Below are 14,757 nucleotides of genomic sequence, written 5' to 3'. Positions count from 1 at the left end.
GGAGTGGCTTGAGAAGCTCTTTCATTAGTTTTGGGAAAATTGTTAGCATGGCTTATTCACATTTATTGGTGTACATTTACTTTGTTTTCTTATCTATAATATCAAATTTTGTACCACTTTTTTCCACGTTCAACACTTCTGAATCGATAGCTGTATTCAAATCATTGATTCGCCGGTGTGCTTCTCCTAAATTTCGTAAAGCCGTTGCTTGATAAATAAGATTTTTAATTTTTTCTGCCCATTTTAAGTATTTTTCTAAACAAGGAATAGTCTGGTCAACTTTTCCCTGATAAACATAACAATTACCCAGATTTGAATGGGCAACATTAATAATCTCAAATTTTTCGTCACAATCGGGAATAATCTCGGCTAGATTTAAAACTTCATTCAGTCCTATTTCAGCGCTTAAATATTCCCCTTTTATTCCATCAATTGTGGCTATATTTCCTTTTCCTCTTGCTTTCCAAAGAGGATTATTTAATTGCTCGGCTAAGGATAAGAGTTTCTCCGCATAATTTTTTGCTTGGTCAAATTGTCCTAATTCTCGATACATATAACCGAGTTCACTTAAACAGATAAAATCGGTTTCATTGTCAAGATTTCCTAATAATTCTTTACACAGTTTTATGCCCTCTTCATACCGTCCCCAGATGCGTAATTGTTTGTGCAAAGGTAAAGAAGTTGGATCATGAATTTCTAAGGGTAAAGAAAATAAAGATTTAGCTTCTTTATACCAACCTAATCGACATAGACAGAGAAATGCTTCCACATAACGACTTGCCCGTTCTTGAATAGAGAGCTGCTGTCCCATTTTATCCTTAATATGGCGTTCATAACCAATTAAATGCCAGATGAATGCGCCAAAATGTGCTTTTTCAAAATGACTCCCTATCGCCCCTAAAATTTCCCCTTTTTGTTTAACTTGAGCGAGTTCTCCAAAAACAGTAAAATCGATACTTGTGAGACGTTCTTTGACTCTTAATTGAGGAGATTGAAAATCATTCATGATTTGGGTTTCCTTCTTTTCTTTGGGTAGATACTAGATGCTTGAAAGCAACATTGCGAATTAAGCTGTGCTGTTTGATATGTGGTTCATATCCCGGTTGTTTTTGAGTTTCTACTAAATAACGGTTAAACAAGGTAAAAAGAGCTAAGTCTAAATCTTGTTCCTCGTATTCTGAAAATAATTGAAGATTTTGAAACCACGCATTTTTAAATTCAAAAGATGAATAAGTAGAACCATAGATAAGCAAGAAATAAGCAGTTGTAAAAGTTTTTTCAAGTCGCTCTATTGTTCTTTCGATTTCCTCCTCTAACAGTTGTTTTCGTAATTGTTTGGTCATTAAGTTGACTTTGTAATAATCATCAGGATTGGCTTTTTGAGCTTCATCAATCATTTCTCTTAATCGTCGAAATCGGGATTTATTCTCGTCATAATAAGTGCTGATATCTCCATTCAGTCTATCAATAATATCACCAGAAATTAAGCGGATAGCGAGAGGATGTCCTTCATAAAGTTTTCCGATCTCTTTAAGGTAAGCAAGGTTACGTCCATGAAGAATTAATTCGACTTCTGCTTGTTGAAATAAACGTTCAAATAACTGTAAACTTTCCTGCTCTTCTAATCCCATTAATGGCTGAATATGCCAATATTGATCTTGACTAAAAGTTTCAAAATCTTCAGGCTTATCCTGCGAAGTTATCACAATTCGAGTCTGACAATTTTCGGCTTCTAATATCTTTTGAAAAAAGACTCGCCAGAGGGGGTCTTTAAAGCGATTACTGCCATCTTGTTTTTCTCCTTGTAAAAGATTTTCCATTGAATCAAACCAAATTAATCGACGATTATTGCTCAGATGATTAACCAGTTGAGTTAATAATTGTTCTGGGTTTTTTGCTTGTTTTGCCGTAACAGGCTCATCGCCACGATTGAGTAAATCAATAGCTGTGCTGATAAAGTTTTGTGCTTCTGATTGCGACTGTTGATCCTCCCGTTGATTAAACCCATCAAAATCAATAGGCAGTTCAGGAGGAAACCCTTCTTGACACAAAGCTAAGGCCAATTTGTAGGCGAGGGCAGTTTTCCCAATACCTGTTATTCCCGTAATTACGACAATGCGACAATCGCCTCTTAGTTTTTCCAGTAAATCACTTTGAAGAGACTCTCGCCCCACCCAGATAGGCTCGATATCTTGAGTCAGTTTTTGCAAAAGATTATCTAGATCTGCGACTTTTGAAGGGTCGATGTTCAAAGCTCGACAAAAGGCAAAAAAACCTTCCGATTGAATGTTTTTACCCCTCAAAAAATGATCTAAAGTCTCCGGTGAGCAGTTGTCGGCGTAATAAGAGTAATAAGTGTGGGCTGGGTCATTTGAAATTTCCTCCCAATTCCCATCGGGTTTGGCAAATTGACTAGCCTCGGTGCATAAGTATTTTCTAGTCCAGCCTTCTTTTTGTTTTTGCGCCCATCGGGTTTTGACTTGCTCAAGTCCCGCTACGGAGAGTTTTAACTTCATTGCTCTCTATTCAATCTACATAAGTTTATTTCTCTATTGTTGATCAATTATCCCCAGAAATTCTCATTTTTTGAAAAAATTTTCTCTAATCTGACTAAGCACATATCAGCTATTTGCTCAATTATAGGTATAGGAAGCCATTGAAGCTTTCTAATTCTTTCTAATTCCAGCTTCTTTTGCTTTTTGCGCCCAAAAATCATCGTTTTGCTTGCTTCTCCGTAGAAATCTAAGGATTTCTATCGCTTTACTCCCAATGAAGAGAGCCTCATTGCTCGTTGTCCTCTTCCTAAGGGTAGCAAAATGGCTATTTCTCAAATAATCAACCAAACCAATGGTAAACAGTTTATCTCATTATCATCTACATCGGTGCGGCTACTGTCATCGGATGGAGTTGATGTCAATCACTTATTTAGCGGTCAAATACGAGAGCGTCACTATGAGCAACTTTCTTGTTGGCTTAATTTAAAACCAAACGAGGAAAAGGATTCAACGGCACAAACATTTGCAACGCTAAAGACCACAAATTACACCCAAAAAGATCCCCTATTCACTTTAAGGACTGTCCGAAGAATGTTACAGGATAACGGTCTTCTCTTTGTCTATGATATATCCCAAACCCCTCATATTGAGCAATATGTGAAGATTCTGTTTTCTTGTGCTGGATTTATTGTGTTAAATAACATTGGCAACTGCTGGATTCTTAGCAAAAGAGCCTTACTTTCTTTTGATGTGCCAAAGGTCAAAGGTTATCTGGTCAAGGAAGCGGAAACACCGGCAGAAATTGAATCCTATTTCTTATTTCTCAAGAATCGCTATCCTGAGTCACAAAATTATCGCAAAGAAATCGACGATTTATTTACTCACCAATCGGTTATTTTTCTAGCCTATCCTGAACAGAATCCCTCTCAGGTAATCGGTGTTGCACGTTATACCTATTCTCTGCCTGAATATGGCTACTATTTGCCTTGTCAACTGGCAACATTTTGTGAAGGAAAACACACAGGAAAGCATTTGATGTTACCCAAAAATGTAACAAGCATCGGAGAAAGTCTCTCTCTATATGATGAAAAGGGAACTGGCAAAATAGGAACAAGTTATCTTGTTTATCAGCAATTGATTCGAGCTATCTTGACTTACAAACATGATATTGCTCACACTGAAATTTCCTACACGACTTATCCGAAAGGGGACGAAACAATTGAAGCACTGTATAAAGAACGTTTTGGATTTAAGCACACTCTACACGATAATGAAAAAGTTTGCTTAAAATATGGAACATTTGCCGGTCAATGGTATCTCATTGAACTGGAGCAGTGGATGATTAAGCATCAGTACCACAACGCTGACCAGATTTTTCATAAACAAAAGGAAGCGTTTGCAGTGTGAAGTCTAGCTGAATAGGTTTCCGATAAATACTAGATTTTGGGAACTTAAGGTAAATTATCCTGAAAATTGGCTATATCCTTAAGTGTCCCGAAGTCGAACTAGAGTCTTAGCGACGCAATGCCTTATCCCACAAAGACTTACAGCTTTTCAAAAAAAATTTGCATCGGGGAAAGTCCCCAATTTATGATAGGGACAATTCAGAAACTTAACATCTTATAGTGCTTTTCATGCCACTGAGGTATCGACAAGTTTTGCCAACAAAGGGTTTAAGCTCCTTAGCCATACCTTATTCTGATGAAAACTGCTATATCTAGTCCAATCTTTTATGAAGTGGACTTCCATGATCAGCTAGAAACCTAACCCCATCATAAATTTTCATGTCTGAAGTATCACGTCCGAACTTTTACGAATTATTAGAGATAGATCCAAGTCAGCCTTGGTCAGATGGAGAATTTAGCAAAATTCTTAAAATTAAACAAGGAGAATGGACTAAAAAAACAAAACATCCTAAATATAAAGTTGAATATACTGGCTATCTGCAAATGGTTAAGTTGATTGAGCAGATAATGAAGGATTCTGAAAGTCGTGAACAAGAAAGAAAGCAAGCTCTTGAAAGTCAGTCAAAACAAGCTCAAATCTTCAAGCAACAGTTTGAGGGAGATTTAAAGGGTATAGTCGCTAAAGGCTATATTTTAGAATCTGAGGTAAAAAATTTGATTACTAAGTTTTCCAGCGTGTTCTCAGAATCAGAGATTCGCCGTCAAATCAGTAATTTAGGGATTGAAATTAAGACTAAAGAAGAAGCAAATAACTCCGAAAATATTAAGATCAATGACACAGATAAAACAAAAATTGGTCAAATTGAAAATAATTTAAAAAGTTTAAATCAACAAGATTTGTACAATTTTCTAGGACTCCCCAAAACCACTAGAACTGATGAATTGTGTGCAGCAGCAAGCAACCGATATGAAGAAATCAAGAAAACAGGTCAATCAACAGCTGAAGCAAGTGCTATTATGGAACTTGCCGGACACGCTAAAACCTTTTTTAAGGATGATGAAAAAAGAAAAATTTATGACTTTTCTCTAAGTTTACAAGTTTTTCAATCTTTAGAAGAGGCAATTGATAACATTACGCTTCATGAAAAAATCATTTATGGAAAACAGTTTACTTATTTACTAGAATTAGCCTTTTCTAGAGGGATAGATGTTGAAAAAGCAAAAAAGCATATCATAACCTATGGACGAAATAAAAAAATTGCCGTAGAAATGGCAGGAGTTGAAGCGGTCAAACAGAAAATCGCTTGTCCTCAATGCCAAACCATTAATGAGCGGGATCAAGATTTTTGCTCAAATTGTGGAAGTTCTTTAAAAATAAAATGCCCTAGTTGTGGACTCATTTCTAGTATTGAAGATCGGGCTTGTTCTAAGTGTTCTTTTCCCATTGGGAATGAGTCAATCGTGCGTCGTTATTTAGTGGAGAGTCAAAAGTTAATTCATCAAAAATTTTATGAAGACGCAGTTAACCATCTTAATTTAACCCAACAAGCATGGTCAAGTCCATTGATCTCTCAGACTCTTAACGATGATTTAAGTAAACAAATTAGCCAATTAAAAAGTGAAGCAGAACAGAAAAAACAGAACCTAATTAATTGTCAACAACAACTCAATCATGCTATTAACGAACGTCTTTATTACGAAGCACGTCGTATTTTACAACAGCTAAAGCTTGAATTTGCTTCTCTTGATTTAAACAGAGAAGAAAGTAAAATTGAAGCAGAAATTCACAAAGCTGAATCAGAATTAGAAAAAGTGCGTCAACTGGAAACTCAAGGGGAAGATCCAATTGACCTCTATCAAAAGGTTCTTTCGATTTGTAAAGATTGTCAAGCCGCCAAAGACGCATTAGCCAAAACCCCACCGCTTCCTGCTAGTCAACTTTCTGCAAACAAGAGCCATAAAATCATCAATTTATCTTGGCAAGCAAGCCCTTCTAAGAAAGTTGGTTATACCATTATTAGAAAATATCACTCCCAACCTATTTCTAGTAAAGATGGAGAACAATTAGATACTATTTTTAGTACAAGTTATGATGACAACACGGTAGAAAGTGGTAAACCAGTTTATTATGCTATCTATACTAATAGAGAAGGGGTTCTTGCTGTTAATTCTGCCCAATTAGAGCAACCAATACTGTTAACCAGTGAAGTTTCTAATCTGGTTGCTCAAGCAATGGATACGCAAGTTAATTTAACTTGGACACATCCTCAAAATGTTACTGAAATTCAGATTTATCGATCTACTAAACCGTTCAATACTTCTAATCAGGGTGAACGAGTTGAAGTTATCAATATCAGCAACGTTATTGATAAAAATTTAGAAAATGGTAAGAAGTATTATTACCTAATTTATAGTTTATTTAAAAATTATGATGGAAGTCTTATTAAAAGCCAAGGAATTACTATTGATGTTATTCCCGAAAAACCCCCTTCTCCCCTAGAAGATTTAACCATTGAGGTGATTAAAACTGACCCTTATTACCAACTGAAACTATCTTGGCAATTACCCACAAAAGGAGAAGGAGCAGTCTTACAAAGCGATTCTTTTCCCGATTTCGGGAAAACACATTTATTACCTCAAGGCTCTTTATCAGAATATGGCAAAGTCTTACAGGAAACAAATACATCTGTAACTATAACAATTGAAAAGAAAGGAATTTTTTACTTTACCCCAATTCTTTTATTTCAAAAAAATGCTTATCTTGGCAAAACCAGAGAGTATGTCAATGTTGATGATGTTAGCAATTTGAAATGTCAAAAACAGACAAATGAAATTCAAGTTCGTTGGAATTGGCCAGAAAATTGTCAAGAAATTATTCTTTCTCATGGCGAGCGCCAATTTCCTTCAAGTCATAAAGACTCAAATGCAACCCACATTAAAGTTACAAAAAATCAATACAATCTAAAAGGTTATTATCCCCTAACCAGTATTACTAATAGAGATTATTTTATCGTGGTTTATGCTGTCTTTAATAAAGCAGGACAAACCTTGATTGCTTCAGGCTTAAATGAATCAGCACGGGTGCGAATTAGCCTATCAACTTTAATGAAGATTAATTACGAAATCTCTAGGGAAAAAAAGGGATTTGGGTTATTTAAAGGAAAACTTTTGCTGATCATTAATATCAATGGCAAAGGGCAAATGCCAGACTTAGTTTTAGTTTATAAACAAGGAGGGAAGCCAATTAAAAAAACAGATGGAGAAACAGCTTTAACCATTTCATCAACAATACTTCAGGAGGACAAAACAACTTTTACTTATGAACTAAAAGAACAAAATCGTTGTTACGGATCTTTATTTTTAGCCAACGATAGCCTTTATGAATCCAAAGGCGGTTATGTTCGTGTTAACAAACCAGAAATTGATAAATTGGAGATGTTTTAAATGTCTAAAATTCTTTGTCCTTTTTGCTTTGAAAAAACAGAAGTCTCTCAACTTGAATATCGATGTAGTTATACTCGTTGCTCAGGAAAACGTGAAGATGTCATTTTAGCCCAAGCTCAAGGGCTTCTTAGCCCTACTATAGAAGGTTTAGTCTTTACACCCACAAAAAAAGGATTAGGTCGTTTGTTCGGAAAATCAAATCAGTTAGAAAAATGTCCTAATTGTAACAAAGAAACTTCTATAAAAGTATGTCCAAAATGTCACTATAACTTAAAGTATCTGTCAGGAGAAATAGAGGAAAAAATGATTGCTATTATGGGAGGACGAAGTAGTAGCAAAAGCACCTATATTTCAGTTTTAGTTAATCGTTTACAAAATGAAATTGGCAAAAATTTTAAGGCAGGAGTAATGTTCACTGATGACAAAAGTCGCACAATTTATGAAGAAATTTTCCGTAAACCAATTTTTGTTAGGGAAGAAATTTTACAAGCGACTGTCAGTAGCACTGTTGACTCCCGTGCGAAAACACCAATGATTCTTCGTGTAACTTTTGACAATAACGGTCAACGTAAAGCTGTTAATCTTGTTTTATTTGATACAGCAGGTGAAGATATGGAAGATATAGATATTATGTCTTCTGAGGCACGTTATCTTTGTGAAGCGGATGGGATTATATTCATCTTAGATCCTCTGCAAATTGAAACAGTAAGACAGTTAGTAAAAGAGGATTTACCTGATAGATTAGAAAGCGCAGACCCCAATCGAATTGTTGAACGTCTTTATGAATTACATGAACAAAAATTGAAAATTAAAGCTGGTAAAAAAATTGAGAAACCGATTGCCTTTACCCTATCTAAAAGTGATGCTTTATTTCCCTTTATTGAAGCGGATTCAGTTTTACATCATTCAGGAGAACATTTTGGTTATTTAAACTTACCTGATGTGGAATCAGTCCATACAGAAATTTGCACTTATCTTGAAGAATGGATGGGTTCTGCATTTGATAACAAAGTTAAAACCTATTTTAATTGTTATCGTTATTTTGCCATGTCTCCTTTAGGGAAAAATCCTATCAATGGAAAGATTGAAGGGTTGTCTCCTTTAAGAATTGAAGATCCCCTTTTATGGCTTTTTTCTCAATTTCAATTTATACAAGGACGGAAGTAAAACAATGGTTATCCAACAACAATACTATACATCTTGTCGAACAGAAACTAGGACTGGCTATCAAATTAAGGCTGAATCTCCTAATTTTGAGAGTGAAAAACGTCAAATTTTAAACCGATTGATTGGATACTCTATCCCATCAGGTGTTGATGTCAAAGCAATCAATACTCATCCCATTGCTTTACGTTATTTTGTTAATGAAGAAGATGCTTTTTTAGTTTGTAGTCAATCTAGCGGACAAGATGAATTTGGCAGAGATGGAAATTTCTTTGCTCATAGTTTGGTGGGTACAGTTACAGAAATCTCTACTATTCCTAGCATTTTTTCGTGGAAAAGTCCCTTCTGGGTTAAACAAGATAAATCCTCACAAACTGCTTTACCAACTTTAAATGAATTTAACCACGAAATCACGTTTAATTTTGATTCAGTTTGGACATTTTTAAAAGATAAAAAACGACAAGAATGGTTTTATAAGTTGATTTGTGCCGTGATTGACTATGAACAATCAAAACGAAAAATTATTATTATTGATGATAATGAAGCGATTACTTATTGGATTGCTAGTCTCAGCACTATTTTACATCCTCGTTATGTCAACTATCTAACTTTTGCCACCTACCACCATGATCCTTATACGGCTCCTTTTATGATTACAGGAACGACCGAAAATTCTAACTTTCGTTGTAGCAATGATGAATATTACTCTTACTTTATTCTTAATGTTCCCCAACAAAAAGTTAGTGATGTTCCCGAATCGGATTTGGCGATTTATCTATTAGAAAACTTAGATGAGCAAAAGTATGAGAGTCAGATTTTAGAGTTTTACGAATGGTTAGATCGCTATAGTTCTGATTCTAAATACTTGAGTAAACATTTAGATTATTATATCAATTTTCAAAGAGCCATTAAGGGAGAGATAGACGCTTTGCCTTTTGCTAAAGTGATTGAATCTGCACAAGTTATCATCCAAGAGCAAAGTCAAAAAAACTCACATAGTCAATATGTACAACAGGATTTAGAAGATTTATCTTGGGCATCTTATTTATTAGGAAAGGCACTCATTAATCAAGAACAGAGTGATTTGCTTACCTCTTATATTAATGCTTTAAAAATGCTCAAAAAGATAGATAGTTATTTTCTTAATCAAGCTGATAAAGCTATCTTTATTTTTGTTTCATTAGTTCTTAACAAACAAGAACAAAAATCTATGACTTTATGGACTGCTCTAGAGTCTCTTTATTCACCTGCATTACTTAAAGAACATCTTAATTCTTTAGATTTTATTCAACAATTTACTCAGCAATTAAGAAGTAATGACTCGGAACAATTATTGATTTTCTGGAAACAGATTGGCAAAGAATTAACCTTGTCTTCTAGTAATCAGCAGAATTTGAGTATCATCTTAGCAAAAACATTCTCAGCCATTCCAGAGCAAGAGCTATCAAAAAGATTAAGAATTCCTGTGAGTGCATCAACTTGGATTAAAGTTTTTCTAGAAAATGCTAAACTCTCGAAAGACTTTATTCTTGATAACGCTTTACTCTACAAACAAAAATATCCTAATTCTCCCGTCTTTGAATGGATTTACTATGCGCTTCTTCAACCATTTTCTTTTGACCAAAGACCTAAGTATTTTTGGACTTACTGGCAAAAATCTTCTTCGCTCATTCCAGACTTACATAACTATGAATTACAAAGAGATATTTTACAATCTCATTCCACCTCACAAGCCATTGATGTTATTTATTTATGGTTAGATTATCTGGCTCAAAAATCCCATAAATCAATAGTAAAAGAAGCTCTAGAATTTATCTGGACACAACCACAGTTTGAGCGACAAGAATTAGCTGAAACTTTATTGCAAAAAGATAAGTCTGAAAGTATTTTTGAAATTGATATTTATAATCAGTTAATTCAAGATTTACTTTCCACTCTTCAACTTAACACCCCCACAGAATCACTTGCTAATATTTACACCAGAGTTTTAGCAAATCCTAACTTATCCATTTCTCAAGAACAAACACTTATTTTACAGGGGTCATTAGATATGTACCATAATCGTATTTCCGAAATGAACATTGAAGCTTCAAACCAACGTTATCAAACTTTACCACCAGAAAAATATGAGGAAGAAGTTGAAAAACTATTAGAAAAATTCTTTGCTCAAAAAACCCCTGAAAAACTGACAGAAGAACACTTTAAAGTCGTTCAAATTGCTTATGTTATTCGACATCGTGATTTATTTTGGGATATATACTGGTCGAATTTTTGCCACTGCTTAGTGGAAGAACAAAGAGTTAATGACATAGTTTTGATTATGGATTTATGGTTTAACGTTTCTTCCCATTTAGCAGAAAAACTCGGTTATTTTGTGCCAGAATTTTTTATTAACTTACCCAATGCCCTTGAAGAAGTATTTAAAAATAAAGGCTTTGGGAAGGTCAAAAAAGAGTTTGAAAGCAAAATTAAAAGAAAAAGTTGGTATCCTATTATCCAACCTATTTTTGAGAATACACGCTCCAATATTATGGGAAAAATTTCTAATTTCTTTAGTTGATTAACTTACCGATCATTTTGTTTATTAAGGAGGAAAATATATGCAAGTTTTGCTTTATTTAATAGGTACTGGTTTTGTTTTATGGCTTCTATATCTTTTTATTATTCATATAGTTATACCAACTCTAACCATAATCTCATGGTTAACTATAATTGTCATCATATTATGTGCAACAGTTACATCTATTGCTGGTATTGGTGTTGGTATTAAGAACTTTATTCAGGTTTTTTACGAAGGGCTTCAAGTAACTAAAACTAAGTCTTATCTGGATAAAGAAAAATCAATTAAATTCTTTAAAGCACAAAAAGCCAAATTAATGTATATCTATGGTGCAGCTTGGTATGTCATGCGATTTGTTAGTATGAATGTATGGCAAAGTACAAAAGACGATGCAGGAAAATGGCTAGAAATTGCGAAAAATAGATTTTCTAATGGACATTTTTCATGGTCTGGTAATATTTGGCAAAAAGTTTGGGCAATAATGGGATTTTACGGACCAGCACTCGGTTTAATGATTGGATGGTTTTTTCATTTTGTAGCAGCTTCTGTCATTGTTGCCCTATTTTTAGGAATACAATTTATTTTCTGTGTCATCGGCACAATGATTACGAGCTTTTTAATGTTGTTTTTGACCGTAGGAAACTACCTATATAGTAGCTTTTATAAAACTTACTACAGATGTCCAGAATGCCATGAACCGATGAAAATTCCCACCTACATTTGTCCAGATTGTTCAACAGAACATACTCGACTTTGGCCGAGTGTTTATGGGGTTTTTAATCATACTTGTAAAGGAGATTTACCTAATACTAATAATTCTAGAGTTTGTAGCAAATCTTTACCAACTCTTACCTATCTTGGACGAGATAAGTTATTGACAAAAGTTTGTCCTAATCCAGAATGTAAACACCCCTTAGATGGGATTGGGGGAATCAACGCTCATATTCCAGTTGTCGGACTTCCTAACTCTGGTAAAAGCCATTATATGTTTATGGCAATCAAACAATTTACAGAAGAATATTCTCCTGCTCATAGTTTAGATGTCAGCATACCTAATTCTTTACACGCTCGAAAGTATGAAGACAATATTAATTCCCTAAAAAATGGTCAACGTTTACTCAAAACTTCTGCGGCGGGTGATAGTGCCAAAGGGTTAAATTTAGAAGTCAAAAAGACTAATCAAGCTGTCCCTAATCTTTTGTATTTCTACGATTTAGCAGGAGAATATATAGATACTGATGAACAAGCAGAGTTACAAAAATACTTCAAGTATGTAGATGGAGCTTTTTTTGTCATTGATCCTTTTTCGATTAAGCAAGTTAGACAAAGATACCAAGACGCACTTTCAAACAATGCTGATATTCAGGATTTACCCAACCAAGACTTAGATGCCGCTTATGAAAGAATGTTATTTTTATTTGAAAAGAATAAAAAGAAAAGAAAAGGAAAAAAATTTACTCAACCTGTTGCCATTATTGTTACTAAAGTGGATTGTGCCGACCTTGAACAACAAATTGGAGTTTATAAAGCTCGTGAATATATGGCGAGCCATTCTGACATAACAAATGAGCAGGATGCGATGAATATTTTAATCAAAAATTTCCTAGAAGATAATGGAGCAGGGAATCTTGTTCGTAATATAGAATTGAATTTTTCTAACGTTCGATTTTTCTCTTGTTCAAATATTGGTTTTAGAGATCAGACAATTGGCAGTAGTAATTCTTCCAATTCTTTTGATGGTGTCCGAGTTTTAGAACCAATGGTATGGCTTATGGAACAAACCAATACTTTACCCCATAAAGCCTCATTTATTTGGCAGTTTTTGCGTTCAACAACGTGGATTAATTATGGTTTACCTGTGTTTATCGCAACCATTATGGCTGGTGTGCTGTTCGGTGGTTATTCCATTATTCGTTGGACTGTTAAAACGCTTCAACCCTCTAATTCTTCTCAATCTTCAGAAATTAAAAAAAGTAATCCTCAATCTCAAATAAGTGACAAAACTTTAACTGAAGAAAAACTAAAAAACATGACTTATACCTTGTATAACACAGCCTACCCATTAACTGACGGTAAATTTTTTCAACAATCACCAAATAGTGCTACGGGTCAATCAGTTGAAATCGAGCAAATATACTTCGGAGATATTAATAATGATAGCTCAGAAGATGGGGTGGTGATCTTAGCAGAAAATGGTGGTGGGAGTGGAATATTTAAGTCATTTCTTGTCATCCTTAATCAAAATAACATCCCTACACAAACATCTAATTTTTACTTAGGAGATCGGACAATAATTGAAAATGTAGAAATAAAAAATAATCAGATTAAACTGACACTTATTACTAATGGGCCTGGCGATGCAGCTTGTTGTCCCAGTCTAAAAGTCACTAAAACTTTCAAATTGCAAGGAAATGAATTATCAGAAGTTGTTCCTACCTCATATTCACCTAATAATTCCCCTGTGGCTCTTGTTTCTGACCAAAACATTGCAGAACAAATATTTACTGATTCTTCTTCAACAGCAACCCTTTCACAACAAGATGCTGTCAATCTTATTAACAAATGGTTACAAGCGAAAAGAACAATGTTTGCTCCCCCTTATGACCGTCAAATTGCTCAGAAAATTACAACGGGTGAACAGTATCAAAAAACAGCTGGTTATAACGGTTCTATCGACTATTTACAGAAGAAAAATAGTCAATATAAATACGGACAGCAAACAATTGATAACGTTGAAAAATTCGTTATCAATGGTAATCAAGCTAGTATTCAAGTTAGTGTAACTGAGCAACAAACTCTCTATATCAATGATAGAGTTGACCCTCAAAATAGCAAAACAGGAAAAATAACTGTTCTTTATAACTTGAAATTAGTTGATGGGAGTTGGAAAATTGAAAGCTCTCAAGTTATCCGCTAGTTAAAATTTACTAAAACTTACCAAGGAGGTAATTCTCAAATGACTAATTCACAACAAATCACAGATGACAAAAACCCAATGCTAGAGCAAAATTCTGCCTCTGATATTTTTAATTTAGAAGAGGATAAATTACCTCATCCTGAATTAGAAAAATCTCCCCTCAATCCAGAAAAACTTAAATCTATGCCCCATAATGTGCCTAATATTGAGCAGAATATTCAAGAAGAAACCCCTAATAACTTCAACTTAATTCAGCCAATAATTGATAACATTCATCAAGCTATTGCTCAATTACAAAAAGATTTTGAAGTCAAAGTTAAATACGATGAGAGCAAAGAACGTACCATTAATGCCCTTCATAAAGAGTTGCAAGATTATCGAGAAGATATAGTATTTAAAATTTTACGACCCTTAATTATGGACATTACTAGCATTTACGATCATCTCCAATTACTGACTAAGAAATATGGTAATTTATCTGAATCTAATTCTGCCAATTCCATAGCATCCGAGTTAAAAAGCTTCACTGAAGAAATTGAAGAAATAGTTAGCCGTTACGGGTTTAAATTCTATCAAAATGACAGTGAAACTTATGACCGTAGTAAACAAAAAGCGCAAAAAATTATTAATACTGATGACTCTACTCTCGATAAACAAATTGTAGAGCATCTGCGGATGGGGTTACAGTATCAAGAGCGAATTGTTCGTCCAGAAACCGTTAGTGTCTATCGTTATGTATCCAATCAATAAAAACCAAAAAATTTTTTCTTA

At 34.3% G+C, this 14,757-nt stretch carries 7 protein-coding genes and 1 pseudogene; 6 read left to right on the top strand and 2 right to left on the bottom strand.

All coding sequences use genetic code 11. From position 1 onward, the window contains the following. Positions 1-142: 142 nt before the first annotated feature. Together PX484_RS13615 and PX484_RS13610 are read right to left on the bottom strand one after the other, a co-directional pair. Positions 143-1,006: pseudogene (locus tag PX484_RS13615) on the bottom strand (tetratricopeptide repeat protein); the annotation flags it as partial. Next, on the bottom strand, positions 999-2,516 hold the full coding sequence (locus tag PX484_RS13610; protein ID WP_287765952.1) for an ATP-binding protein: 1,518 nt from the start codon (positions 2,514-2,516) through the stop codon (positions 999-1,001). The pseudogene PX484_RS13615 and the gene PX484_RS13610, both read right to left, overlap by 8 nt. Positions 2,517-2,816: 300 nt before the next feature. Here PX484_RS13610 and PX484_RS13605 point away from each other — a divergent pair, with 300 nt between their 5' ends. From PX484_RS13605 to grpE, 6 genes are all read left to right on the top strand, one after another. Further along, positions 2,817-3,902, top strand: coding sequence for a hypothetical protein (locus PX484_RS13605; protein WP_287765949.1), 1,086 nt, complete (start codon positions 2,817-2,819; stop codon positions 3,900-3,902). A 377-nt stretch (positions 3,903-4,279) separates the two neighbouring features. Then, positions 4,280-7,345, top strand: coding sequence for a double zinc ribbon domain-containing protein (locus PX484_RS13600; RefSeq protein ID WP_287765946.1), 3,066 nt, complete (start codon positions 4,280-4,282; stop codon positions 7,343-7,345). Beyond that, positions 7,346-8,512, top strand: a complete 1,167-nt coding sequence (locus tag PX484_RS13595) for a TRAFAC clade GTPase domain-containing protein (RefSeq protein WP_008195823.1) — start codon at positions 7,346-7,348, stop codon at positions 8,510-8,512. A gap of 4 nt (positions 8,513-8,516) precedes the next feature. Next, positions 8,517-11,069: a GAP1-N2 domain-containing protein gene (locus PX484_RS13590; RefSeq protein ID WP_287765943.1), complete on the top strand. Its 2,553-nt coding sequence runs from the start codon at positions 8,517-8,519 to the stop codon at positions 11,067-11,069. Positions 11,070-11,109: 40 nt separating this feature from the next. Then, positions 11,110-13,986, top strand: a complete 2,877-nt coding sequence (locus tag PX484_RS13585; RefSeq protein WP_287765941.1) for an IMS domain-containing protein — start codon at positions 11,110-11,112, stop codon at positions 13,984-13,986. Positions 13,987-14,025: 39 nt separating this feature from the next. Continuing rightward, positions 14,026-14,736, top strand: a complete 711-nt coding sequence (gene grpE, locus PX484_RS13580; protein ID WP_287765938.1) for a nucleotide exchange factor GrpE — start codon at positions 14,026-14,028, stop codon at positions 14,734-14,736. Positions 14,737-14,757 lie beyond the last annotated feature (21 nt).

Origin of the sequence: Microcystis sp. M49636_WE2 (genome assembly GCF_030065375.1) — a bacterium.
GTDB classification, from domain to species: Bacteria; Cyanobacteriota; Cyanobacteriia; order Cyanobacteriales; family Microcystaceae; genus Microcystis; species Microcystis aeruginosa_C.
This window is presented reverse-complemented; position numbering and strand designations above follow the sequence as displayed.

Bases quoted from the DNA above. Each gene is read 5' to 3' on its own strand.
- PX484_RS13605 (WP_287765949.1), top strand. From the start codon at position 2,817: ATGGCTATTTCTCAAATAATCAACCAAACCAATGGTAAACAGTTTATC.
- PX484_RS13585 (WP_287765941.1), top strand. From the start codon at position 11,110: ATGCAAGTTTTGCTTTATTTAATAGGTACTGGTTTTGTTTTATGGCTT.
- PX484_RS13595 (WP_008195823.1), top strand. From the start codon at position 7,346: ATGTCTAAAATTCTTTGTCCTTTTTGCTTTGAAAAAACAGAAGTCTCT.
- PX484_RS13600 (WP_287765946.1), top strand. From the start codon at position 4,280: ATGTCTGAAGTATCACGTCCGAACTTTTACGAATTATTAGAGATAGAT.
- grpE (WP_287765938.1), top strand. From the start codon at position 14,026: ATGACTAATTCACAACAAATCACAGATGACAAAAACCCAATGCTAGAG.
- PX484_RS13590 (WP_287765943.1), top strand. From the start codon at position 8,517: ATGGTTATCCAACAACAATACTATACATCTTGTCGAACAGAAACTAGG.
- PX484_RS13610 (WP_287765952.1), bottom strand. From the start codon at position 2,516: ATGAAGTTAAAACTCTCCGTAGCGGGACTTGAGCAAGTCAAAACCCGA.